Origin of the sequence: Rhizobium sp. RSm-3, from assembly GCF_001854685.1 — a bacterium.
Lineage (GTDB): Bacteria > Pseudomonadota > Alphaproteobacteria > Rhizobiales > Rhizobiaceae > Rhizobium > Rhizobium ecuadorense.
On the sequence record NZ_MAWZ01000035.1, the window covers coordinates 267612 to 291594 of the forward strand.

The window sequence follows — 23983 nt, forward strand, 5'->3', positions numbered from 1 at the left end:
TGCAGCAATTCAAAGTGCTACAGCGTCCTTTGCGCGTCTGAAAGGACGCGCGGCGCTGTACGTTTGGATGAAAGACATGAATCAGAATTCCCTTGCGGTCGAGCCGTCCCGCGCCGTTGTCGGTGCACTCTGGATGGTCCTTGCCGGCATCGTCTTTTCGCTGCTCAACGTCGTCACCCAATGGCTGACGATGAAGCTTGCCTTTCCCTCGGCCTCGGCAGCCTTCTGGCAATATGGCTTCGCCTTTGTCTTTTCTCTGCCGCTCCTTCGCAGACTCGGCCTGGCGGCGATGCGCACGCGCTATCCCTGGCGTCACCTCGCGCGCGTCTTGCTTGCCGCGCTCGGCGTCGAGGCCTGGGTGGCTGGCCTTGCTTCGGTGCCGATCTGGCAGGCGATCGCACTGGTGATGACCTCGCCCTTCTTCATCATTCTCGGCGCCCGGCTTTTCCTCGGCGAGCGCGTCGGTCCGGCCCGCTGGGCGGCGACCGCGGCAGGTTTCACCGGTGCGATGATCATCCTGCAGCCATGGTCGGACGGCTTTGGCTGGGCAGCACTGCTGCCGGTGCTCTCGGCGCTGCTCTGGGGCGCCTCGTCGCTGATCACCAAGAGCCTGACGGGCATCGAGCGGCCGGAGACGATCACCGTCTGGCTGCTCGTGCTGCTGACCCCGATAAACGGCGGGCTGGCGCTGGCGGCGGGCTTTGCAGTGCCGACGGGTGCAACGCTTGCCTTGTTCCTGCTGGCGGGGCTGCTGACCGCCGTCGCGCAGTATTTCCTGACGCTTGCCTACGCCTCAGCCGATGCCGCCTACGTCCAGCCTTTCGACGATTTGAAGCTGCCGCTGAATGTGCTCGCCGGCTGGCTGTTCTTCGGTTATGCGCCGGCGGGCTACCTCTGGCTCGGAGCAGCCCTCATCCTTTCCGCCTCGCTCTTCATCATGCGCAACGAGATGCGCAGGGAGCGGCAACCCGCCTGAGCTGATCCGGCGCAAAATGTCGCCTCTGTCATGCCTCTGTCATGCCGCTCCCGCAGAAAACCCATGTTTCGACTGTTCGACACATGGGGGATTTCATGACCATTTCATCGCGCAAGGCAGCGCTTGCTGCCGTGCTTCTCGCTTCCGTTGCCTTCCCGGCCGCCGCCGAACCGGTCTTCAACCGCATTGCGTCCTTCCCGGTCGCGCAGAATCTGCCTGATGCCAAGGACAAGCTGTCGCCGAGCTCTGCCGAGATCATCACCGCGACCGACGACGGCAACACGCTGATCTATAGCGACAGCCCGCTCGGCGCGATCGGCTTCATCGACATCACCGACGCCAAGGCCCCGAAATCAGGCGGCGCGCTGATGATGGACGGCGAGCCGACATCGGTCACCTCGAGCGCCGGCAAGGCGCTGGTCGCCGTCAACACCTCCGAAAACAAGGCCAAGCCCTCGGGCCGTCTGGCGATCGTCGACGTGGCGACGAAGACGATCGAAACCAGCTGCGATCTCGGCGGCCAGCCGGATTCGATCGCGCTCAACAAGGACAAGACGCTCGGCGCCATCGCGATCGAAAACGAGCGCGACGAAGAGGTCAACGACGGCAAGATCCCGCAGATGCCGGCTGGCGATCTGGTCGTCTTCCAGCTGAAGAACGGCGCCGTCGATTGCGGCACCATCAAGCACGTGGCGCTGACCGGTCTCGCCGGTGTCGCACCCGAAGATCCGGAGCCGGAATTCGTCGCCTTCAACGGCCTGAACGAGATCGCCCTGACGCTGCAGGAAAACAACGAGATCGTCATCATCGACGCCAATACGGCTCAGGTGAAAACGCATTTCTCCGCCGGCAGCGTCGATCTCACCGGCATCGACACCAAGCGTGACGGCGCCCTGAAATTCACCGGCGAATTGAAGGGCGTGCCGCGTGAGCCCGACGCCGTGAAATGGCTGGACGACAACCGCCTCGTCGTCGCCAATGAAGGCGATTATCAGGGCGGTTCGCGCGGTTTCACCATCTTCGACAAGACGGGCAAGCTTCTCTACGAATCGGGCGCATCCTTCGAACGCGCCGTCGCCCATATCGGCCACTATCCGGAAAGCCGTTCGGGATCGAAGGGCGTCGAGCCGGAAGGCCTCGAAGCGGCAAAATTCGGCGATGAGCAGTATTTCTTCCTGCTCGCCGAGCGCGCCTCGGTCGTCGGCGTCTATAAGGATACCGGCGCCGATCCAGAACTCGTGCAACTGCTGCCGTCGGGCATTTCGCCGGAAGGCGGGATCGCCATTCCCCAGCGCAATCTTTTTGCCACCGCCAACGAACTGGACCTCGGCAAGGATGGCGGCGCACGCTCGCATGTGATGATCTACCAGCGCTCGGAAGGCGAGAAAGCCTATCCGCAGATCGTCTCTGCTGACAAAGACGGCAATCCGATCGGCTTCGCAGCCCTTTCCGGCCTTGCCGCCGTGCCGGGCAAGCCAGGCATGCTCTATGCCGTCAGCGACAGCGTTCTCGGCGCGCAGCCGACGATCTACACGATCGATGCCAGCAGGAAGCCGGCTGTCATCACCGACGCTCTGATCGTCAAGCGCGACGGCGCCCCAGCCCAGAAGCTCGACATCGAAGGCATCGCGGTGGCTGCCGACGGCTCGTTCTGGCTGGCCTCGGAAGGCTACAGCGAGCGCCTCGTCCCGCACGCCCTCTACAACGTCAACGCCAAGGGCGACATCAAGGCCGAGATCGCCCTGCCGAAGGAACTCGCCGCCAACGAAATCCGCTACGGCTTCGAAGGCGTCACCATTATCGGCACCGGCGACGACGCCACGCTCTGGATGGCGGTCCAGCGCGAGTGGGGTGACGACGAGAAGGGCTTCGTCAAGCTCGTCTCCTACAATCCGAAAAAGAAGGAATGGGGCGCCGTGCGCTATCCGCTCGACAAGACGGAAAGCGGCTGGGTCGGCCTGTCGGAGATTTCGGCTCAGGGCGACAGCGTCTACATCATCGAGCGCGACAACCTCGTCGGCGATGCCGCGAAGCTGAAAAAGCTATACAAGGTGGCGATCTCGGAGCTGAAGCCCGCCAAGCTCGGCGGCGAACTGCCGGTGGTCAAGAAGACCGAAGCCCACGACTTCCTCGGCGAACTCAAGAGCGCGACCAACGGTTACGTGCTCGACAAGCTCGAAGGCTTCACCTTCGACGCCTCAGGCAAGCCCTACGCCGTCACCGACAATGACGGCGTCAGTGATTCCTCAGGCGAGACGCTGTTCTTCCCGGTGGAGCTGAGCGCCACGAACTGAGTCGCGATAGAGGGGGAAAAGCCCCTCACCCTAACCCTCTCCCCGTGAAAAACGGGGAGAGGGGACGTGCCTTGCGAGAGGTAGGAGGGCAACCGAGAGGTTGCGGCATATCCCCTTCGCCCCGTTTACGGGGAGAAGGTGCCGGCAGGCGGATGAGGGGCGGCTCTCCGTAGTGCCGCAGCCCTCAAAAACAAGCAGCTCCAGCCCTACCAACGCTGATGCACATGCGGCGCGATCAGCCGCTCGTAGATCTCGCGTGTCGCCGCCATGACATCGGCCGACAGCGGCGCGAGATCGGCGGCGGCCGCATTGGCTCTCGCCTGTTCGCCATTGCGGGCGCCGGGGATGACGACGGTGACGGCTTCGGTCATCAGAATCCAGCGCAGTGCAAAGGCGGCCATGGTGGCGCGTGAGGGCACCAGCTTGCGCACCTCTTCCACCGCCTGCAGGCCGACCTCGAAGGGCACGCCGGCAAAGGTCTCGCCGACATCGAAGGCTTCGCCGTGGCGGTTGAAGTTGCGGTGGTCGTCGCTGGCAAAGTGGGTCTCCCGGGTAATCTTGCCGGAGAGAAGGCCGCTGGCCAGCGGCACGCGGGCGATGATCGCCACGTTCCTGCGGCGGGCTTCCTGGAAGAACAGGTGGTCCGGGCGCTGGCGGAAGATGTTGTAGATGATCTGGATGCTGACGACGCCTGGATATTCGATCGCCTTCAGCCCGTCCTCGACCTTTTCGACGCTGACGCCATAACCCTTGATCTTGCCGGCCTTCTGCAGCGCATCGAGACCTTCGAAGACCTCCGGCTGGTAAAACACCTCGCGCGGCGGGCAGTGAAGCTGCACGAGGTCGAGGCTGTCGACGGCAAGATTCGCAAGGCTGCGGTCGATGAAGCCTTCGAGGTTCGCCTTGGTATAGCCTTCGGCGACATGCGGGTTGAGGCGGCGGCCCGCCTTGGTGGCGACCATCGGCCGTTCGCCGCCGCGCGCCTTCAGCACGTCGGCAATGATCTTTTCCGAACGGCCGTCGCCATAAACGTCAGCCGTATCGATGAAGGTCATGCCGGCATCGAGCGCGGCATTCAGCGCCGCGCGTCCATCCGCCTCGCTGATATCGCCCCAGGAGCCGCCGATCTGCCAGGCGCCGAAGCCGACATTGGTGACGGTAAAGGGCATGCGGCCGAAAGCATGGTGTTTCATGAGAAAAATCCTTCTTAAGTAATGAAAGACACCGGCCTAGCAGGCGGGGAACTGTGCGGCAATTGCCGATCCGGCCTTGATCGGTCGTCCCGTTGAAATATCGTGGAGCGCGGTAAGGCTTCAACCGCAATGGAATAGAAAAGGAAAGATCATGGAGATCAAACCCGCCGGCTCCAGCCCCTCGATGACGCCGCCGGCCGACTATTTCACCGGCGCCGTCCGCCAGGACCCGCTGATGGAGACGCCCGAACCGGCCCGGATGCGGGCAACCTCCGTCACCTTCGAACCCGGCGCCCGCACCGCCTGGCACACGCATCCGCTCGGCCAGACGCTGATCGTCACCTCTGGCAGGGGCCTCGTCCAGAGCTGGGGCGGTGAGATCAGCGAGATTCGCGCCGGCGACACGGTATGGTTTTCGCCGGGCGAAAAACATTGGCACGGCGCTACCCCGGATACGGCGATGACGCACATCGCCATTCACGAAGCGCTGGACGGCAGGCATGTCGATTGGATGGAGCAGGTCAGCGACGCGCAATATTCCGGCCAGGCGTAAAGCATGTCTCGCAAAGTGCGCAGCGGTCTTGCGATAAAGACATGCGCAAAAAAGAACGAAAGCGCGGGCCAAGCGAATCTGAAAGATCGCGCCGCGCTTTCGGCTGATCAGAGCCGCTTCAGGCAATAGGAAAAATGCGCATGTGATTCGACCGTCAGGAATTCGAATTGCCAGCCGTAATCCTTGCAGAATTTGGTGACCGCCTCGACGACGCCATAGACGATCGGCTTGACCGTATTGCCGGTGCAGAAATCATGCCCGGCAATGCGCCCCGTCCGCTTCACCTTCTTTTCGCAGAGCAGCAGTTCCTGCCAGGTGAGCTCGAAGGAATGATCGGTGTCGATATAGGCCCAGTCGAGGAAATCGTCCTCGAATTCGGCGAGCTTCTCCAGCGAGGTGCCCTGCATCAGATGCAGCCGGCCGGCCTCGATCTCGGCCGCGAATTTCGTATGGATCGAATCGAGGCCGGAGCTGTAGCGATCCATCGACCAGGGATCGATGAGGTAGAGCTGGGCCGGGCGATTCTTTTCCAGGATCTCGGCCGTATATTCGCCGAAGGCAGCACCCACTTCGACGCCGATACCGCCGTTCGGGATGCGGTAGAGCAGCTCGCCGCGATCGGGCAGCAGACGGGCGTTTTCCATATGATGGGCGCTGAGCGGGGTGCGCGGCATGCTCGCCCGGAGCGCCTGCCTGTCTTCACGTGTCTTCATCTCTGATCTCGGGATTGCGGGCGTCTGACGGCCCTGATGCGGTCTGCGGGGAACGTAGGAGCAGCGGACCTCGATGACAACCACATGACGGGAATTTGCTTCTTTCGAACAAATCGCTAAGTTTCACCTGTGGACTGACGAGAGCCCCGGGAGGAGCGATTTCATGAGACGCATGTGGCCTGAAGAGTTCAACGCCATCATCAACGGAGCCGAGGAGGTGATGTTGGAAGCACCCGCGGAGGCCGGCGAAGCGCCGCTGCACCGCAAGGCGCTGAAGGCGCGCATCAGCATGGCGGATTACGAGCGGATCTGGCCGCTGGCCGAGATGCGCTTCCGGCTCGGCGAGGAAGCCCTGGAAGGCAAGGCCATAACCCTGATCACCACCAACCCCCATTACCACGCCTGGCACCCGAAGGACGGCGGCAGCGTCGAATCCGTGTCTGATAGCGGTCGCCATTACAAGACGGATTATCTCGTCGTGCACTTCCTGCTCGACGACGTGAAGGAAACATCCCCCGCCTGAGCGGCTTGAGTCCGGCGCCGGCCGCAAGCCTGCGCCGGCTCTTGTTGACGCCGAGTTGATCCAGACGCTGATGACAACGGCTGCGATATCGCTAAGTTTGGCGGATATGTTCCGACCAAAATTGGAGGTTCCCGTGACGGGCAACGTGCTGGATATCCCTGTCAAGTCAGTGGACGGTCGTGAGACCACGCTCAACGAATACAAGGGCAGGGTGCTGTTGGTCGTCAACGTCGCCTCGAAATGCGGGCTCACGCCGCAATATGAAGGGCTGGAAAAGCTCTATGGCGAAAAGCGCGAACGCGGCTTCGTCATCGCTGCTTTCCCCGCCAACGATTTCAAGGGCCAGGAACCCGGCACCGACGCCGAGATCCTCGACTTCTGCACCAGCACCTATGACGTCACCTTCCCCATCTTCTCGAAGATTTCGGTCAAGGGCGAGACCCAGCACCCGCTCTACCGGCAGCTGACCAAATCGGGCGTGAAGACCACAGGCGACGGTCCGATGCGCGAGCGCCTGAAATCCCATGGCATATCGGGCGGCGACGAGGACGATATCCTCTGGAACTTCGAAAAATTCCTGATCGGCCGCGACGGCAAGATCGCCGCCCGCTTCGCGCCTGACGTGACGGCCGATGATTCGCGGCTGGTTTCGGCGGTGGAGAAGGAACTGGCGAAGGGGTGAATGGTCGGCGCTGAGCCCGGCTGTTACGATTCTAAAGCATGTCGCGCAAAAGTGTGCAGCGGTTTTGCGGCAACGACATGCGTAAAACAAAGAGCTAAAGCGCCAGGAGCGAATCTGAAAGATCGCGACGCGCTTTAGAACGCCACTTCGGAATCCCGAAATTCCCCGCTTCGGGATTCCGAAATCCGCGGCGCTTTGCGCGGTGTCGACAGAAAAAATCATGCAATGATTTCAATCCCGCAACCAATTTCGGGATTCCGAAGGGCTATATAGAGTCTGGTGGGAGTTCAGAGCGAAGGCACTTGGTCACGATCGGAAACTGCGTCGCAGTCAAAAAGCGATGGATCCCGTCGTGCTGGCAAGCCCGACTGGATCACGATGATTCGCAAAGACGCTGAGACGGTCGTCAAATCCCAAGCACGGTCACCAGCGGGGGCGTGAAGTCCTTGAAGCCCAGTCTCGGCCAGTCGCACCTCCTGTCAAACCTCGCCTTTGGTGCGTGGCGCTGGCATTGCGGATTCGTCTTGAACGCGTATCCGGGCAGGCTGACATAGATGGCGTTTGGCGTGCAAAGGGCGATCGCGATGCATAGCGTCAAAGCGGAGCAGAGAGTCCTCATGGCGCACCCCCAGGTGTAGCAAGCGCGGATATTTTCCGGGCGACGAATTCTCCCACTTTTGCCCGCGCCCATCCATTCGCCCAATAGGAGGTGGCGAGGCGGCCGGAGTAGTCCGTTCTGGTGGAGCGCGGGCTTTCAGGCGCCGCGCCACATCGCGACCTGCCAGGCGTCCCACTGGATCCAATTGGAATTCCAAATACATGACGACGCAGCTGAGGCATCCGCCTGCGAAAGCTGCTATCTCACACTTAAGGGAAAAGAATGGTGGGCGATGAGAGACTCGAACTCCCGACATCCTCGGTGTAAACGAGGCGCTCTACCAACTGAGCTAATCGCCCATCGCGAGCGAAGCCGGATCGGCCTGCCGCGTTGGTGGCCGTGATCTATGCGGATCGCGGCAAAACCGCAAGAGTGTTTGTGAAGATTTTTTGATTTTTTTGGTGGCGGTCCCGCTTCTTGTGGTGCGGCTGGAGCGCTGCCGGGCTGTGGATAAAGGGGAGGGGGCATGTCGACTTCGACTGTGCCGCCGGCTTCGATCGGGCATCAGTGCCATGGCGGGCAACGGAATTGCCGGCCTTGCCGAAACAATTCAAACGACTGTCATGGTTTTGTCTCCAAACCTGCTTGACACTAAAAGACGAACCCCGTAGTTAGCCGCTCATCGAAACGGGCAGCCGTTTTGGTGAGGGTGCGAAAGCATCCGGACTGCTTGAAATGAATTGCGGGTGTAGCTCAGTTGGTTAGAGTGCCGGCCTGTCACGCCGGAGGTCGCGGGTTCGAGCCCCGTCACTCGCGCCATTTCAAGTCTTGTAGAACGCAAATGTGATTTGTCGTTCGTCCGGTGTTCTTCATCCCAGCGGCCGCAAATGGCCGATCGATGCGCGGGTGTAGCTCAGTCGGTTAGAGTGCCGGCCTGTCACGCCGGAGGTCGCGGGTTCGAGCCCCGTCACTCGCGCCATTTCTTCTCAAAGCCATGCAGTTTCCAGTGGTCAGGCATGCAGCTTCAGGCGGCTTGCGCGGATTTGTCGCGACATCGTTGCATCTGCTTGATAATGTCCGCGCGCGACGCGTCGAATTGCCTCTGTAAATCTCTTGCGCCGGGGCTTCGGCTGCGCTAACCACGGCTTTGTTGCAACGCACGTTCGCTTGCCGGGCATTTGCCCAAATGTGCCGCCTGGCGCCTCCGGCAAGCAGGGATGAACATGATGACTGAACTGCTCAGTTCCTATATTCCGATCGCTATCTTCATCGCTATCGCGCTCGTTATCGGCCTGGCGCTGCTCATTGCGCCGTTCGCCGTCGCTTTCAAGGCGCCCGATTCGGAAAAGCTCTCGGCTTACGAATGCGGCTTCAACGCGTTCGATGACGCCCGCATGAAGTTCGACATCCGCTTCTACCTCGTGTCGATCCTCTTCATCATTTTCGATCTCGAAGTCGCCTTCCTCTTCCCCTGGGCCGTTTCCTTCGGCGCCATCGGCTGGTTCGGCTTCTGGTCCATGATGGTCTTCCTCTTCGTGCTGACCATCGGCTTTATCTATGAATGGAAAAAGGGAGCCCTGGAATGGGAGTAGCCCCTGTGAGCAATCAGCCGCTCGTCGCCCAGCAGCCGAAGGGGATCATCGATCCCTCCACAGGCAAGCCGATCGGCAGCAACGACGCGTTTTTCGGCGAGATCAACAATGAGCTGGCCGACAAGGGTTTCCTCGTCACCTCGACCGACGAGCTGATCAACTGGGCCCGTACCGGCTCGCTGATGTGGATGACCTTCGGCCTGGCCTGCTGCGCCGTCGAGATGATGCAGCTGTCTATGCCGCGTTACGACGTCGAGCGCTTCGGTTTTGCGCCGCGCGCTTCGCCTCGCCAGTCCGACGTCATGATCGTTGCCGGCACGCTGACCAACAAGATGGCGCCCGCTCTGCGCAAGGTCTACGACCAGATGCCCGAGCCGCGCTACGTGATCTCGATGGGCTCCTGCGCCAATGGCGGCGGCTACTATCACTATTCCTATTCTGTGGTGCGCGGCTGCGACCGCATCGTGCCGATCGATATCTACGTGCCGGGCTGTCCCCCCACGGCGGAGGCGCTGCTTTACGGCGTGCTTCTGCTGCAGAAGAAGATCCGGCGCACCGGCACGATCGAACGCTAAGGGTTTAAGGACAAGGCATATGAGTGAAGCCCTGACTGAGCTTGCGTCCTATCTTGGTGAAGCGCGCGGTAATTTGATCGCCGCATCGCAGATGAAGTATGGCGAGCTGACGCTGACGACGACGGGTGAAAACCTGATTGCGCTTCTGACCTTCTTGCGTGACGACCCCAGATGCGGTTTCGTCAACCTGATCGATATTTGCGGCGTCGACTGGCCGCAGCGCGAGCTGCGTTTCGACGTCGTCTATCACCTGCTGTCGCCGAAGCAGAATGTCCGCATCCGCGTCAAGGTCGCAACCGACGAAGATACGCCGGTTCCCTCGGCCTGCGCCGTCCATCCCGGCGCCGACTGGTTCGAGCGCGAAACCTGGGACATGTACGGCGTGCTCTTCACCGGCCATCCGGACCTGCGCCGCATCCTGACCGACTACGGCTTCGAAGGCCACCCGCTGCGCAAGGACTTCCCGACCACCGGTTTTGTCGAAGTCCGCTATGACGACGCGGCAAAGCGTGTCGTCTATGAGCCGGTTGAGCTCAAACAGGAATTCCGCAACTTCGACTTCATGTCGCCTTGGGAAGGGACGGAGTATGTGTTGCCGGGGGATGAGAAAGCGAAGCAGTGAGTAGTGATTAGTCGGTAGTGAGTAGTGGGCAGATATTTGGGTGACAACCGGGAAAATCAGCTCCTATCGTGATTTGAAAGTCTGACAATTTGCTATCGAGCTGTCTGTTGTTTGTTATGAGGTGACGAGAACCTTCCCGCGGGAAGAGATCTATGGAATGACCAGCCAGATTAGACGATCTTCCGCTTCCGTGGCCGCGAATATCGCGGAGGGATATGGAAGAGAAAATCGAGGCTCGTTTGCCCAATTTCTCAAGATTGCTCAGGGGCTCGTTGAAAGAGTTGGAGACGCATTTGATCATCGCCGGACGAATTGGCTTTCTTCAAGCCTCGGCCTTGGACGAATTGCTCGACCGATGTGACGAAATTGGAAAGATGCTGGGATCGCTTATCCGAAGCGTTCAGCACAGGAAAGCTGACGAATAGTGAGCGGAAAAACTAACGACTACTCACTAATCACTACTCACTCTAAGCGAGTTGATCGCCATGACCGAACATAACGTCCGCAACTTCAACATCAATTTCGGACCGCAGCATCCGGCGGCGCATGGCGTTCTTCGTCTTGTCCTGGAGCTTGACGGCGAAATTGTGGAGCGGGTTGATCCGCATATCGGCCTACTGCATCGCGGCACCGAGAAGCTGATCGAGACCAAGACCTATCTTCAGGCCGTGCCCTATTTCGATCGCCTCGATTACGTCGCGCCGATGAACCAGGAGCATGCCTATGCGCTGGCGGTGGAAAAGCTGCTCGGCATCGACATCCCGATTCGCGGCCAGCTGATCCGCGTTCTCTATTCGGAAATCGGCCGTATCCTCTCGCATCTCCTGAACGTTACGACGCAGGCGATGGACGTCGGCGCGCTGACGCCGCCGCTCTGGGGCTTCGAAGAGCGTGAAAAGCTGATGGTGTTCTATGAGCGCGCCAGCGGTTCGCGCATGCACGCCGCTTACGTCCGTCCGGGCGGCGTCCATCAGGACCTGCCGGAACAGCTCGTCCAGGATATCGGCGACTGGTGCGATCCCTTCCTGAAGGCACTCGACGATATCGACAATCTGTTGACCGGCAACCGCATCTTCAAGCAGCGCAATGTCGATATCGGCGTCGTCTCGCTGGAGGATTGCTGGGCCTGGGGCTTCTCCGGTGTCATGGTGCGCGGTTCGGGCGCTGCCTGGGATCTGCGCCGCTCCCAGCCCTACGAATGTTATTCCGATCTCGAATTCGACATTCCGATCGGCAAGAACGGCGACAATTATGACCGCTACCTTATCCGCATGATCGAGATGCGCGAATCGGTCCGCATCATGAAGCAGTGCGTCAACCGCCTGCTGTCGGATGCCAAGACCGGTCCCTTCTCGTCGATTGACGGCAAGGTCGTGCCGCCGAAGCGCGGCGAGATGAAGCGCTCGATGGAAGCGTTGATTCACCACTTCAAGCTCTATACCGAAGGCTATCACGTGCCGGCCGGCGAAGTTTACGCCGCCGTCGAAGCGCCGAAGGGCGAGTTCGGCGTCTATCTGGTCTCGGACGGCTCCAACAAGCCGTATCGCTGCAAGATCCGCGCACCGGGTTATGCGCATCTGCAGGCGATGGATTTCATGTGCCGCGGCCACCAGCTTGCCGACGTCGCAGCCGTGCTCGGCTCGCTCGACATCGTCTTCGGCGAGGTGGACCGCTGATGCAGCCTCTGCCGCTTGCTGTCGCACTTCTTCTTGCGGCATCCGGGGTTTCGGCCCAGGAGACCGATACGCTCGGCACGCCGCTGGGCCATAAGGAAGTGACGCCGCCGGCGGCAAAAACGTCCATGGGCGAGCTTTTGTCCAAGGGCTATCAGATCAAGGCTGCCGTTCCGAATGGCAGCAAATTCGTCGTATTTATGCAGAAAGACCAGTCGGCCTATGCCTGCGAAATGCAGTCTTTGACCGCTTCGCGGTGTGGAACCCTAAACTGACAAGGCGTGAGGAAGAATGTCCGTTCGTCGATTAGCCGAAGATCAATTTCAGCCTGCCGCATTCGCCTTCAGCGATGAAAATGCGGTCTGGGCGGACAAGACGATCCAGAAATACCCCGCCGGCCGCCAGCAATCGGCGGTCATTCCGCTGTTGATGCGGGCGCAGGAGCAGGATGGCTGGGTCACGCGCGCGGCGATCGAAAAGATCGCCGACATGCTCGACATGGCCTATATAAGAGTGCTCGAGGTCGCGACCTTCTATACGCAGTTCCAGCTGCACCCCGTCGGCACCCGTGCCCATGTGCAGGTCTGCGGCACGACGCCCTGCATGTTGCGCGGCTCGGAAGCGCTGATGTCGGTCTGCAAGAGCAAGATCCATGCCCATGCCTTCGAGCGCAATGCCGAGGGAACGCTGTCCTGGGAAGAGGTCGAATGTCTTGGCGCCTGCGTCAACGCCCCGATGGTGATGATCGGCAAAGACACCTATGAGGATCTGACGCCGGCGCGTCTCGAAGAGATCATCGATAGCTTCGCTGCCGGCAATGGCGCGAGCATCAAGCCGGGCACCCAGATCGACCGAGTGTTTTCGGCCCCTGAAGGCGGCCTGACCTCACTGACGACGGAAGAGCCGAAGACACGGACACGCGCCAAGAAGGCCGATGCCGAAACCGTGTCGGCACCGGTCGACGCCGCTCCGGTTCCGCCCTCCGAGGCTGCCCGCCCGAAGAGCACCGATGCCGAGACCAATGCGGCGCTGAAGACGCCGGCTACGGCGCCGAAGGCCGCGGCAAAGAATGCCAAGGCTGCCGAACAGCAGCCGGTATCCGGCACCGCGGCCGCCGAACCGGCGCCAGTGGCCGCCGTCAAGGCCGAAGCCGCCCCGGCGGCAAAGCCTGCGCTCACCGACAAGAACCGTCCGGCCGGCATCGAAAAGCCCGCCGCGCCGGATGATCTGAAGATGATCTCGGGCGTCGGCCCGAAGATCGAGGCGACATTGAACGAAATCGGCATCTTCACCTTCTCGCAGGTCGCGGGCTGGAAGAAGGCCGAACGCGAATGGGTCGACGGCTACCTGAACTTCCGCGGCCGCATCGAGCGCGACGACTGGGTCAAGCAGGCCAAGGCGCTCGCCAAGGGCGGCGAAGCGGAATATATCAAGGTCTTCGGCAAGAAGCCGCGGTAAGAGGTGAAGCATGTTACAAGATAAAGACCGCATCTTTACCAACATCTACGGCCTCAAGGACAAGTCCCTGAAGGGCGCGATGAGCCGCGGCCACTGGGACGGCACCAAGCAGATCCTCGAAAAGGGCCGCGACTGGATCATCAACGAGATGAAAGCGTCGGGTCTTCGCGGCCGCGGCGGCGCCGGCTTCCCAACTGGCCTCAAATGGTCCTTCATGCCGAAGGAAAGCGACGGCCGCCCGCATTACCTCGTCGTCAATGCCGACGAATCGGAGCCCGGCACCTGCAAAGACCGCGACATCATGCGTCACGATCCGCATACGCTGATCGAAGGCTGCGTCATCGCGAGCTTCGCCATGGGCGCCAATGCCGCCTACATCTATGTGCGCGGCGAATACATCCGCGAGCGCGAAGCGCTGCAGGCGGCGATCGACGAATGTTATGATTACGGCCTGCTCGGCAAGAACAACAAACTCGGCTGGGATATGGACATCTACGTCCATCACGGCGCCGGCGCCTATATTTGCGGCGAGGAAACCGCGCTGCTCGAAAGCCTCGAAGGCAAGAAGGGCCAGCCGCGCCTGAAGCCGCCTTTCCCGGCCAATATGGGCCTCTACGGCTGCCCGACGACGGTTAATAACGTCGAATCGATTGCGGTCGCGCCGACGATCCTGCGCCGCGGCGCCGGCTGGTTCTCGGCCATCGGCCGTCCGAACAATGTCGGCACCAAGCTGTTCATGCTCTCCGGCCACGTCAACAAGCCGTGCACGGTCGAAGAGGAAATGGGCATTACCTTCCGCGAACTGGTCGACCGCCATGCCGGCGGCATCCGCGGCGGCTGGGACAACCTGCTCGCCGTCATTCCGGGCGGCGCATCCTGCCCGATCGTTCCGGCCAAGGACATCATCGACTGCCCGATGGATTTCGACGGCCTGCGCGGCGTCGGCTCCTCTTTCGGCACGGCGGCTGCGATCGTCATGGACAAGTCCACCGACGTCATCAAGGCGATCGCCCGCATCTCCGCCTTCTTCAAGCATGAGAGCTGCGGCCAATGCACACCCTGCCGCGAAGGCACGGGCTGGATGTGGCGGGTGATGGAGCGCATGGCCAAGGGCAATGCCCAGAAGCGCGAAATCGACATGCTGTTCCAGGTGACCAAGCAGATCGAAGGCCACACCATCTGCGCGCTCGGCGACGCCGCCGCATGGCCGGTGCAGGGTCTGATCCGTAACTTCCGTCCCGAGATCGAAAAGCGCATCGACCAGTATACGGCAAGCGCGCTCGATCACGGCGCGGTTCTGGAGGCGGCTGAATAGTCATGGCGGACAAGGCATCGAAGAGTGGACAGAAGGAAGACGCCGCCGATTTCGCGGCCGGCTTCGGCCGTCTTGCCGCCGAGATGCTGGAAAATGCACGGGCGATGCCGGTGCATCCGCTGATGGCGCATCCGGCCGCAGCTTTCGCCGCCGCAACGGCGATCGGCTTCGGCTTCTCGACACAGATGGCGGGCGCCTTCTTCGGCGCCTTCCAGAGCGCGCTGGAAACCACCGGCAAGGTCGCTGCCGCCCTCGATGACACGCCGCCGGATGCGCTGGCGCCCGACGTCGAGATCCGGCCGGAGAATATTCGACCTGCCGTCAAGGTTGTCGCCAAACCGGCGGCCGCGAACCGGCCGGCGGCGGAGGCCAAGCCTGCAGTCGAGACGAAGGCAAGGCCGAAACTGACTGTTGTAACACCGGTCAGCGCACCAGTACCGGCAAGCCAGCCGAAGCCGGCCGTCAAGGCAAAACCGGCAGCGCGGGCTGCAAAAGCCGACGACCTGAAGCTGATCGCCGGCATCGGCCCGAAGCTGGAGCAGGTGCTGAACGCCAGGGGCATTCGCAGCTTCGCCGAGATTGCCGGCTGGAGCGCCGAGGACATTGCCCGGCTCGACGCCGAGCTTGGCTTCAACGGCCGCATCGGCCGCGACGACTGGACCGGTCAGGCGAAAGTTCTGGCCGGGCGGGGCCGCCGGAAGAAATGAACTGTCCGGCCGTGCAATCGGCCGGAAAAGATGGGCGGATCGGCGGACGGGCGGGGGCCTCACGCTGCAGAAGCCGGTGCGGGTTCCGGACCTGGAACACGCGATAGAGAATTTGGGCGGCATCAGATGTCGGCAGGATGAAAGATCCGGCTTGGCAATGAGACTGTTGCAAAAATAGGTTTGTTTGCCGTCATCAGGCAAACGGGAAACAGGACTGAGCGACGATGGCAAAACTGAAGATTGACGGCAACGAGATCGAAGTTCCGGATCATTTCACGCTGTTGCAGGCGTGCGAGGATGCCGGTGCCGAGGTTCCGCGTTTCTGCTTTCATGAGCGCCTGTCGGTTGCCGGCAATTGCCGCATGTGCCTTGTCGAGGTGAAGGGCGGCCCGCCGAAGCCGCAGGCTTCCTGCGCCATGAGCGTGCGCGATATCCGCGGCGGCCCGAACGGCGAACTGCCCGAAGTCTTCACCAACACGCCGATGGTCAAGAAGGCCCGCGAAGGTGTGATGGAATTCCTGCTGATCAACCATCCGCTCGATTGCCCGATCTGCGACCAGGGCGGCGAATGCGACCTCCAGGACCAGGCGATGGCCTTCGGCATCGACACCTCGCGCTACCAGGAAGACAAGCGCGCCGTCGAAGACAAGTATATCGGCCCGTTGGTCAAGACGGTGATGAACCGCTGCATCCACTGCACGCGTTGCGTCCGCTTCACCACCGAGGTTGCCGGCATTTCCGAACTCGGCCTGATCGGCCGCGGCGAGGATGCCGAGATCACCACCTATCTCGAACAGGCGATGACCTCCGAGCTGCAGGGCAATGTCGTCGATCTTTGCCCTGTGGGTGCGCTGACCTCCAAGCCCTTCGCCTTCACCGCGCGCCCTTGGGAATTGAACAAGACCGAATCGATCGACGTCATGGATGCCGTCGGTTCGGCGATCCGCGTCGATACCCGCGGCCGTGAAGTCATGCGCATCCTGCCGCGCGTCAACGAGGCAATCAACGAAGAGTGGATCTCCGACAAGAGCCGCTTCATCTGGGACGGCCTGAAGACCCAGCGCCTCGACCGGCCTTACGTCCGCCGCGACGGCCGCCTGCAGCCCGCCACCTGGGCCGAGGCTTTCGGCGCCATCAAGGCCGCCGTCGGCGCCACGTCGGGCGACAAGATCGGCGCGATCGCGGGCGACCTTGCCTCGGTCGAGGAAATGTACGCGCTCTCCGAACTGGTGAAGTCGCTGGGTTCCGAAAACCTCGACTGTCGCCAGGATGGGGCGGCACTCGATCCGTCGCTCGGCCGTGCAAGCTACCTCTTCAACCCGACCATCTCGGGCATCGACCAGGCCGACGCGCTGCTGATCATCGGCGCCAATCCGCGCTTCGAGGCAGCCATCCTCAATACCCGCATCCGCAAGCGCTGGCGCCGCGGCAAGTTCCCGATCGGCGTGATCGGCGAGCCGGGCGAACTGCGCTACAGCTATGATTATCTCGGCGGCGGTCCCGACACGCTGAAGGATCTGGTCGACGGCACCCACGCCTTCGCCGACGTGCTGAAGAACGCCGCCAGGCCGATGATCATCATCGGCCAGGGCGCGCTGTCGCGCACCGACGGCGCCGGCGTTCTCGCCAGTGCCGCCAAGCTTGCCGGTTCTGTCGGCGCGGTCGTCGAAGGCTGGAACGGCTTTGCCGTCCTCCATACCGCCGCCTCGCGCGTCGGTGGCCTCGACCTCGGCTTCGTGCCGGGTGCCAAGGGCGTCAACGCCGCCGAAATGCTGACGGCGATGGATGTGCTCTTCCTGCTCGGCGCCGACGAACTCGCTTTCACCGCCAAGAAGGCCAAGCTCACCGTCTATATCGGCTCGCACGGCGATAACGGCGCTCATCATGCCGACGTCATCCTGCCGGCCGCAGCCTATACCGAAAAGTCCGGCACCTGGGTCAACACCGAAGGCCGCGTCCAGATGGGCAACCGCGCAGGCTTTGCGCCGGGTGACGCCCGCGAGGACTGGGCGATCATCCGCGCCCTTTCCGACGTGCTCGGCAAGAAGCTTCCCTTCGATTCGCTCAGCCAGTTGCGCGTCCAGCTCTATGCCGCTTTCCCGCATTTCGCCGCCATCGACGAGATCGCCGAAACCGATAGCGCCCAAATTGCCGCAGTTGCGAAAAAAGCCGGCAAGATGAACAAGTCAGGGTTTGCGTCGCCGGTGAAAGACTTCTATTTGACGAACCCGATAGCGCGGGCCTCGGCAGTGATGGCGGAGTGCTCGGCATTGGCCCGCAACAACTTCAAAGTCGCGGCAGAGTAAGGGCAGGGGACTATGGATTCTTTCTTTTCGACCTATGTCTTGCCGGCGATCATCATGATCGGTCAGTCGCTGCTGCTTCTGGTCTGCCTGCTCGTCTTCATCGCCTATGTGCTGCTCGCCGACCGCAAGATCTGGGCGGCCGTGCAGCTGCGCCGCGGTCCGAACGTCGTCGGCCCCTTCGGCCTGTTCCAGTCTTTCGCCGACCTTCTGAAGTTCGTCTTCAAGGAGCCGGTCATTCCGGCCGGCGCCAACAAGGCTGTGTTCCTGCTTGCCCCGCTGGTGACGGTTCTTCTGGCGCTTGCCACCTGGGCGGTGGTGCCGCTCGCCGACGGCTGGGTGATTGCCAACATCAATGTCGGCATTCTCTACATCTTCGCGATCTCCTCGCTCGAAGTTTACGGCATCATCATGGGCGGTTGGGCTTCGAACTCGAAGTATCCCTTCCTCGGCGCGCTGCGCTCGGCCGCACAGATGGTCTCTTATGAAGTCTCGATCGGCTTCGTCATCGTCACTGTGCTGCTTTGTGTCGGCTCGCTGAACCTGACCGATATCGTCAATGCGCAGCATACCGGCCTGGGAACCATGCTCGGCCTGCCGGCGTCGTTCCTCGACTGGCACTGGCTGTCGCTCTTCCCGATGTTCATCATCTTCTTCATTTCGGCGCTGGCCGAAACGAACCGCCCGCCCTTCGACCTTCCGGAAGCCGAATCGGAACTGGTTGCCGGCTTCATGGTCGAATACGGCTCCTCGCCATACATGATGTTCATGCTCGGCGAATATGCGGCCGTCTGCCTGATGTGCTCGCTGACGACGATCCTGTTCCTGGGCGGCTGGCTGCCTCCGGTCGACATCTGGATCCTCAACTGGGTCCCGGGCATCATCTGGTTCATGCTGAAGGCCTGCTTCGTGTTCTTCATGTTCGCGATGGTCAAGGCTTTCGTCCCGCGCTACCGCTACGACCAACTCATGCGCCTCGGCTGGAAGGTCTTCCTGCCGCTGTCGCTCGCCATGGTCATCATCGTTGCATTCGTGCTGAAGCTGATGGGATGGGCTTGATGACGCCCTCTCTCGTTTCCGGCAAAATTGGAGGTTGAAGATGGCAAGCTTGTCCGGCTCCATCAGCTCGCTGTTTCTCAAGGAATTCGTCGGCGCGTTCTTTCTGTCGATGCGCTATTTCTTCCGCCAGAAGGCGACGATCAACTATCCCTTCGAAAAGGGTCCGGTTTCCCCGCGTTTCCGCGGTGAGCATGCGCTGCGCCGTTATCCGAACGGCGAGGAACGCTGCATCGCCTGCAAACTCTGCGAGGCGATCTGTCCTGCCCAGGCCATCACCATCGAGGCCGGTCCGCGCCGCAACGACGGCACCCGCCGCACGGTGCGCTACGACATCGACATGGTGAAATGCATCTATTGCGGCTTCTGCCAGGAAGCCTGCCCGGTCGACGCGATCGTCGAAGGCCCGAATTTCGAATTTGCGACGGAAACCCGCGAAGAGCTCTATTTCGACAAGGCGCGCCTTCTCGATAACGGCGACCGGTGGGAACGCGAAATCGCCCGCAACATCGCGATCGATTCGCCGTACCGCTGATTGGGTTTTGAAATGCCGCGATCGAGCCTAGCTGCTCCGGTCACGGTCAATATGCACAGGAGCTTTGCCGGTCAGCCGCGCAAATCTCTATCGGGCAGATAAACTCCCGGCTGCCCGGGGGAAGATGAAAAAGGCACCAACATGGGTCTGCAGGCTCTATTTTTCTATCTTTTCGCCTTTGTCGCGGTGGCGTCGGCGTTCATGGTCATCTGGGCGAAGAACCCGGTTCACTCGGTTCTGTTCCTGATCCTGGTGTTCTTCAACGCGGCCGGCCTCTTCCTGCTGCTGGGTGCCGAATTCCTGGCGATGATCCTGCTCGTCGTCTATGTCGGCGCCGTCGCCGTGCTCTTCCTCTTCGTGGTGATGATGCTCGATATCGACTTCACCGAGCTCAGGGCAGGGGTTCTCGAATATGCGCCGATCGGCGGGCTGATCGGGATCATTCTCGCAGCCGAACTGATCGTCGTCATCGGCGGCAGCGTCATCTCGCCTGAGATCGCCAAATCCGTCGCGATGCCGATCCCGGCGCTCAGCGAGCGCACCAACACCGCCGCTCTCGGCGACGTGCTCTACACCAACTACGTCTATTTCTTCGAGATCGCCGGTCTGGTGCTGCTGGTCGCGATGATCGGCGCCATCGTCCTGACGCTGAGGCACCGCACCAACATCAAGCGCCAGAATATCCCGAGGCAGGTTGCCCGCACGCCCGCCACCGCCGTCGAGGTGGTGTCGGTCAAGCCCGGGCAGGGCGTCTAAGGCAGGTCAAGGAACAAAGAACATGGTCATCGGACTTTCCCACTACCTGACGGTCAGCGCCATCCTCTTCACGCTCGGCGTCTTCGGCATCTTCCTGAACCGGAAGAACGTCATCGTCATCCTGATGTCGGTCGAACTGATTCTGCTTTCCGTCAACATCAACATGGTCGCCTTCTCCTCCTTCCTGAACGACATCGTCGGCCAGGTCTTCGCGCTGTTCATCCTGACGGTGGCGGCTGCCGAAGCGGCGATCGGTCTTGCAATTCTCGTTGTCTTCTACCGCAACCGCGGCTCGATCGCGGTCGAAGACGTCAATATGATGAAGGGCTGAGTGGCTCATGTTCCTCTATAAGGCTATCGTCTTTCTTCCCTTGATCGGTGCGATCGTCGCCGGCCTGTTCGGCCGCGCCATCGGCGCCAAGGCTTCGGAATATGTCACCAGCGGCCTGATGATCGTCGCCGCCATCCTCTCCTGGTACGTCTTCTTCACCGTCGGCATGGGCCACGGCGAAGGCGGCCCGATCAAGGTCGAGGTGCTGCGCTGGATCCAATCGGGCGGCATCGACGTCTCCTGGTCGCTGCGCGTGGATACGCTGACCTCCGTCATGCTGATCGTCGTCAACACGGTCTCGACGCTGGTTCACGTCTATTCGATCGGCTACATGCATACCGATCCGCATCGCCCGCGCTTCTTCGCCTATCTCTCGCTCTTCACCTTCGCCATGCTGATGCTGGTGACGGCCGACAACCTGGCGCAGATGTTCTTCGGCTGGGAAGGCGTCGGTCTCGCCTCCTATCTGCTGATCGGCTTCTGGTTCAAGAAGCCCTCGGCAACGGCTGCGGCGATGAAAGCCTTCATCGTCAACCGCGTCGGCGACTTCGGCTTCGTGCTCGGCATTGCCGGCGTCTTCGTGTTGTTCGGCTCGATCAATTTCGACACGATCTTCGCCAATGCCTCGAATTTCGCCCCGCATGAAGGCGGCGGCGAGGCGAGCGAAGTGATCCTCAACCTCTTCGGCATGCAGCTCGACAAGGCGCATGCGCTGACCGGCATCTGCCTGCTGCTGTTCATGGGCGCTATGGGCAAGTCGGCGCAGTTCCTGCTGCACACCTGGCTGCCGGATGCCATGGAAGGTCCGACCCCGGTTTCGGCCCTCATCCATGCCGCCACCATGGTCACCGCCGGCGTCTTCCTCGTCGCCCGCATGTCGCCGCTCTTCGAACTGTCGCACGATGCGCTGACCGTCGTCACCGTGATCGGTGCGATCACCGCCTTCTTCGCGGCAACCGTCGGCCTGGTGCAGAACGACATCAAGCGCGTCATCGCCTATTCCACCTGCTCGCAGCTCGGCTACATGTTCGTGGCGCTCGGGGTAGGGGCCTATGGCGCGGCGATCTTCCATCTGTTCACGCATGCCTTCTTCAAGGCGCTGCTCTTCCTCTGCGCCGGCTCGGTCATCCATGCCGTCGATGGCGAGCAGGACATGCGCTACATGGGCGGTCTCAGGCCGCACATCAAGTGGACGTTCCGGATGATGATCATCGGCACGCTGGCGATCACCGGCGTCGGCATCCCCTTCACGCCGATCGGCTTTGCCGGCTTCTTCTCCAAGGACGTGATCATCGAGGCGACCTATGCATCGCATTCGCCGGTCTCGGGCTTTGCCTTCACGCTGCTGGTCATCGCTGCTCTGTTTACGAGCTTCTATTCCTGGCGCCTGATCTTCATGACCTTCTACGGCAAGCCGCGCGCTTCGCACGAGGTGATGCATCACGTGCACGAATCGCCGCAGGTCATGCTGGTGCCGCTTTATCTCCTGGCGGTCGGCGCGGTGCTCGCAGGCTACTTCTTCGAAGGCCGGTTCTACGGCGAGGAATATGCCGAGTTCTGGAAGGGGGCGCTCTTTACCGGCGCCGAGAACGAACTCGTCGAAGAGTTCCACCACGTGCCGGCGCTGGTGGGCCTGAGCCCCTTCATCGCCATGCTGCTCGGCTTCGTCACCGCCTGGTACATGTATATTCGCTCGCCGCAGACGCCACGCGTCCTCGCCAGGCAGCACCGTGTCCTCTACCAGTTCCTGCTGAACAAGTGGTATTTCGACGAGCTTTACGACTTCCTCTTCGTCCGCACCGCTAAGGCGCTCGGCCGCTTCCTGTGGAAGAAGGGTGATGTCGGCGTCATCGACACCTACGGCCCGAACGGTGTCGCCGCCCGCGTCGTCGCCGTTACCGACCGTGTTGTCCGCCTGCAGACCGGTTACCTCTATCACTACGCCTTCGCCATGCTGATCGGCATTGCGGCGCTCGTTACCTGGATGATGCTCGGGAGTTCCTTCTGATGACCGATTGGCCTATTCTTACAACGGTCACCTTCCTGCCGCTCGTCGGCGTGGTGCTCCTGCTCTTGATGAACGGCGAGAGCGAAACCGGCCGGAAGAACGTGCTGTGGATCTCGCTGATCACCACCGTCTTCACCTTCGTCGTCTCGCTTCTCATCTGGATCGGCTTCGACAACGCCAATTCGGGCTTCCAGATGCTGGAAAAGCATGACTGGCTCGGCACCGGCATCGGCTACCACCTGGGCGTCGACGGCATCTCGATGCTGTTCGTCATCCTGTCGACCTTCCTCATGCCCTTCTGCGTGCTGGCGAGCTGGCTCTCGATCGAGAAGCGCCTGAAGGAATACATGATCGCTTTCCTCATCCTGGAAACGATGATGGTCGGCGTCTTCGTCTCGCTCGATATCGTGCTGTTCTACGTCTTCTTCGAGGCGGGCCTCATTCCGATGTTCTTGATCATCGGCGTCTGGGGCGGCAAGGACCGTGTCTATGCGAGCTACAAGTTCTTCCTCTATACGCTGCTCGGCTCGGTGCTGATGCTGCTCGCCATCATGGCGATGTACTGGCAGGCCGGCACGACCGATATTACCGCGCTGCTCGCCTACAAGTTCCCGCCGGCGCTGCAGACCTGGTTATGGCTAGCCTTCTTCGCCTCCTTTGCGGTGAAGATGCCGATGTGGCCGGTTCATACCTGGCTTCCGGATGCCCACGTTCAGGCGCCGACGGCAGGCTCGGTAATCCTGGCCGGCGTGCTCCTGAAGCTCGGCGGCTACGGCCTGATCCGCTTCTCGCTTGGCATGTTCCCGGTCGCATCAGACTATTTCGCGCCGTTCGTCTTCGCTCTGTCGGTCATTGCGATCATCTATACCTCGCTGGTGGCGATGATGCAGGACGATATCAAAAAGCTGATCGCCTATTCCTCGGTGGCGCACATGGGCTACGTCACCATGGGCATCTTCGCCGCCAACATGCAGGGTGTTCAGGGCTCGATCTTCCAGATGCTGTCGCACGGCATCGTCTCCGGCGCGCTCTTCCTCTGCGTCGGCGTCGTCTACGATCGCACCCACACCCGCGAGATCAACGCCTATGGCGGCCTCGTCAACAACATGCCGAAATATGCGGTGGCGATGATGGTCTTCACCATGGCCAATGTCGGGCTTCCCGGCACCTCCGGTTTCATCGGCGAATTCCTGACGCTGATGGGCGTCTTCCGGGTCAACACGTGGGTCGCGCTCTTTGCCGCCACCGGCGTCATCCTTTCGGCCGCCTATGCGCTCTGGCTTTACCGCCGGGTGATCTTCGGCGCGCTGGAGAAGGAAAAGCTGAAGGCGCTGCTCGATCTTTCTCCCCGCGAGCAGCTGATCCTCTACCCGCTGGTCGCATTGACCATCCTCTTCGGCGTTTACCCGGCTCCCGTCTTCGATGCGACGGCCGCCTCGGTGGATCTGCTGGTCAACAACTACACGGCCGCCGTGCACGCAGCGCAGAATGTTGCGCTGTCTATGAATTGATGACGGGAC

The 23983-nt window shown here is 61.4% G+C and carries 23 protein-coding genes, 3 tRNA genes and 1 pseudogene; 23 read left to right on the top strand and 4 right to left on the bottom strand.

Annotated elements, in window-relative coordinates; genetic code table 11:
* Positions 1 to 67 precede the first annotated feature (67 nt).
* Both ribN and BBJ66_RS24185 read left to right on the top strand, forming a co-directional pair.
* The gene (ribN, locus tag BBJ66_RS24180; protein WP_443217140.1) at positions 68 to 976 is read left to right on the top strand and encodes a riboflavin transporter RibN; all 909 of its coding nucleotides are present in this window, start codon (positions 68 to 70) and stop codon (positions 974 to 976) included.
* A gap of 95 nt (positions 977 to 1071) precedes the next feature.
* Entirely contained in the window at positions 1072 to 3270 is a 2199-nt protein-coding gene (locus tag BBJ66_RS24185; RefSeq protein WP_071090596.1) for an esterase-like activity of phytase family protein, read from the top strand.
* Between the two features lie 206 nt (positions 3271 to 3476).
* Here the strand turns inward: BBJ66_RS24185 and BBJ66_RS24190 are convergent, their stop codons facing one another.
* Positions 3477 to 4463, bottom strand: coding sequence for an aldo/keto reductase (locus tag BBJ66_RS24190; RefSeq protein ID WP_071090424.1), 987 nt, complete (start codon positions 4461 to 4463; stop codon positions 3477 to 3479).
* 151 nt (positions 4464 to 4614) lie between these two features.
* On the opposite strand from BBJ66_RS24190, the gene BBJ66_RS24195 reads away from it, so the two are divergent.
* Positions 4615 to 5016 carry a (R)-mandelonitrile lyase gene (locus tag BBJ66_RS24195; protein WP_071090427.1) on the top strand — a complete coding sequence of 134 codons (402 nt, stop codon included), beginning with the start codon at positions 4615 to 4617 and terminating at the stop codon, positions 5014 to 5016.
* A 107-nt stretch (positions 5017 to 5123) separates the two neighbouring features.
* Here the strand turns inward: BBJ66_RS24195 and BBJ66_RS24200 are convergent, their stop codons facing one another.
* Positions 5124 to 5729: a class I SAM-dependent methyltransferase gene (locus tag BBJ66_RS24200; RefSeq protein WP_071090430.1), complete on the bottom strand. Its 606-nt coding sequence runs from the start codon at positions 5727 to 5729 to the stop codon at positions 5124 to 5126.
* Between the two features lie 163 nt (positions 5730 to 5892).
* On the opposite strand from BBJ66_RS24200, the gene BBJ66_RS24205 reads away from it, so the two are divergent.
* Both BBJ66_RS24205 and BBJ66_RS24210 read left to right on the top strand, forming a co-directional pair.
* Positions 5893 to 6252 carry a hypothetical protein gene (locus BBJ66_RS24205; RefSeq protein WP_071090433.1) on the top strand — a complete coding sequence of 120 codons (360 nt, stop codon included), beginning with the start codon at positions 5893 to 5895 and terminating at the stop codon, positions 6250 to 6252.
* Between the two features lie 133 nt (positions 6253 to 6385).
* On the top strand, positions 6386 to 6934 hold the full coding sequence (locus BBJ66_RS24210; RefSeq protein ID WP_071090435.1) for a glutathione peroxidase: 549 nt from the start codon (positions 6386 to 6388) through the stop codon (positions 6932 to 6934).
* Positions 6935 to 7340: 406 nt separating this feature from the next.
* Here BBJ66_RS24210 and BBJ66_RS35830 read toward each other — a convergent pair whose 3' ends face one another.
* Positions 7341 to 7553 carry a hypothetical protein gene (locus tag BBJ66_RS35830; RefSeq protein WP_071090438.1) on the bottom strand — a complete coding sequence of 71 codons (213 nt, stop codon included), beginning with the start codon at positions 7551 to 7553 and terminating at the stop codon, positions 7341 to 7343.
* Positions 7554 to 7815: 262 nt separating this feature from the next.
* Positions 7816 to 7891, bottom strand: a tRNA-Val gene (locus tag BBJ66_RS24220).
* Positions 7892 to 8274: 383 nt separating this feature from the next.
* Here BBJ66_RS24220 and BBJ66_RS24225 point away from each other — a divergent pair.
* The 18 genes and pseudogenes from BBJ66_RS24225 to BBJ66_RS24310 all read left to right on the top strand — a co-directional run bounded on the left by BBJ66_RS24225 (position 8275) and on the right by BBJ66_RS24310 (position 23974).
* Positions 8275 to 8351: transfer RNA gene (locus tag BBJ66_RS24225), tRNA-Asp, on the top strand.
* An 83-nt stretch (positions 8352 to 8434) separates the two neighbouring features.
* Positions 8435 to 8511 (top strand) — tRNA-Asp (locus BBJ66_RS24230).
* A 247-nt stretch (positions 8512 to 8758) separates the two neighbouring features.
* A complete protein-coding gene (locus BBJ66_RS24235; protein WP_007626195.1) occupies positions 8759 to 9124 on the top strand; it encodes an NADH-quinone oxidoreductase subunit A in 366 nt (121 codons plus the stop codon).
* Positions 9115 to 9699 (top strand): NuoB/complex I 20 kDa subunit family protein, encoded by a 585-nt coding sequence (locus tag BBJ66_RS24240; RefSeq protein WP_003578567.1) that lies wholly within the window; start codon positions 9115 to 9117, stop codon positions 9697 to 9699. The genes BBJ66_RS24235 and BBJ66_RS24240 overlap by 10 nt, the downstream gene beginning before the upstream one ends.
* A 19-nt stretch (positions 9700 to 9718) precedes the next feature.
* Positions 9719 to 10321 carry an NADH-quinone oxidoreductase subunit C gene (locus BBJ66_RS24245; RefSeq protein ID WP_071090441.1) on the top strand — a complete coding sequence of 201 codons (603 nt, stop codon included), beginning with the start codon at positions 9719 to 9721 and terminating at the stop codon, positions 10319 to 10321.
* 94 nt (positions 10322 to 10415) lie between these two features.
* Positions 10416 to 10746 (top strand): annotated as a pseudogene (locus BBJ66_RS24250) (four helix bundle protein).
* 60 nt (positions 10747 to 10806) lie between these two features.
* Positions 10807 to 11997 carry an NADH-quinone oxidoreductase subunit D gene (locus BBJ66_RS24255; protein ID WP_071090444.1) on the top strand — a complete coding sequence of 397 codons (1191 nt, stop codon included), beginning with the start codon at positions 10807 to 10809 and terminating at the stop codon, positions 11995 to 11997.
* Entirely contained in the window at positions 11997 to 12269 is a 273-nt protein-coding gene (locus BBJ66_RS24260) for a hypothetical protein (protein WP_071090447.1), read from the top strand. Before BBJ66_RS24255 ends, BBJ66_RS24260 begins: the two co-directional genes overlap by 1 nt.
* A gap of 16 nt (positions 12270 to 12285) precedes the next feature.
* Positions 12286 to 13452 carry an NADH-quinone oxidoreductase subunit E gene (locus BBJ66_RS24265; protein WP_071090451.1) on the top strand — a complete coding sequence of 389 codons (1167 nt, stop codon included), beginning with the start codon at positions 12286 to 12288 and terminating at the stop codon, positions 13450 to 13452.
* 10 nt (positions 13453 to 13462) lie between these two features.
* Positions 13463 to 14767 carry an NADH-quinone oxidoreductase subunit NuoF gene (gene nuoF, locus BBJ66_RS24270; protein WP_003573907.1) on the top strand — a complete coding sequence of 435 codons (1305 nt, stop codon included), beginning with the start codon at positions 13463 to 13465 and terminating at the stop codon, positions 14765 to 14767.
* Between the two features lie 2 nt (positions 14768 to 14769).
* Positions 14770 to 15474 carry a 5' DNA nuclease gene (locus BBJ66_RS24275; RefSeq protein WP_071090453.1) on the top strand — a complete coding sequence of 235 codons (705 nt, stop codon included), beginning with the start codon at positions 14770 to 14772 and terminating at the stop codon, positions 15472 to 15474.
* A 224-nt stretch (positions 15475 to 15698) separates the two neighbouring features.
* Positions 15699 to 17780, top strand: a complete 2082-nt coding sequence (nuoG, locus tag BBJ66_RS24280; protein WP_071090456.1) for an NADH-quinone oxidoreductase subunit NuoG — start codon at positions 15699 to 15701, stop codon at positions 17778 to 17780.
* 12 nt (positions 17781 to 17792) lie between these two features.
* A complete protein-coding gene (gene nuoH / locus BBJ66_RS24285) occupies positions 17793 to 18836 on the top strand; it encodes an NADH-quinone oxidoreductase subunit NuoH (protein ID WP_071090458.1) in 1044 nt (347 codons plus the stop codon).
* Between the two features lie 40 nt (positions 18837 to 18876).
* Entirely contained in the window at positions 18877 to 19368 is a 492-nt protein-coding gene (gene nuoI, locus BBJ66_RS24290; protein ID WP_003547385.1) for an NADH-quinone oxidoreductase subunit NuoI, read from the top strand.
* A 141-nt stretch (positions 19369 to 19509) separates the two neighbouring features.
* Positions 19510 to 20124, top strand: coding sequence for an NADH-quinone oxidoreductase subunit J (locus BBJ66_RS24295; protein ID WP_003573901.1), 615 nt, complete (start codon positions 19510 to 19512; stop codon positions 20122 to 20124).
* A gap of 22 nt (positions 20125 to 20146) precedes the next feature.
* Positions 20147 to 20455 carry an NADH-quinone oxidoreductase subunit NuoK gene (nuoK, locus tag BBJ66_RS24300; RefSeq protein WP_049734055.1) on the top strand — a complete coding sequence of 103 codons (309 nt, stop codon included), beginning with the start codon at positions 20147 to 20149 and terminating at the stop codon, positions 20453 to 20455.
* Positions 20456 to 20462: 7 nt separating this feature from the next.
* Positions 20463 to 22463: an NADH-quinone oxidoreductase subunit L gene (gene nuoL, locus BBJ66_RS24305; protein ID WP_071090461.1), complete on the top strand. Its 2001-nt coding sequence runs from the start codon at positions 20463 to 20465 to the stop codon at positions 22461 to 22463.
* Positions 22463 to 23974, top strand: a complete 1512-nt coding sequence (locus tag BBJ66_RS24310) for an NADH-quinone oxidoreductase subunit M (protein ID WP_071090464.1) — start codon at positions 22463 to 22465, stop codon at positions 23972 to 23974. The genes nuoL and BBJ66_RS24310 overlap by 1 nt, the downstream gene beginning before the upstream one ends.
* The last annotated feature ends 9 nt before the right edge of the window (positions 23975 to 23983 follow it).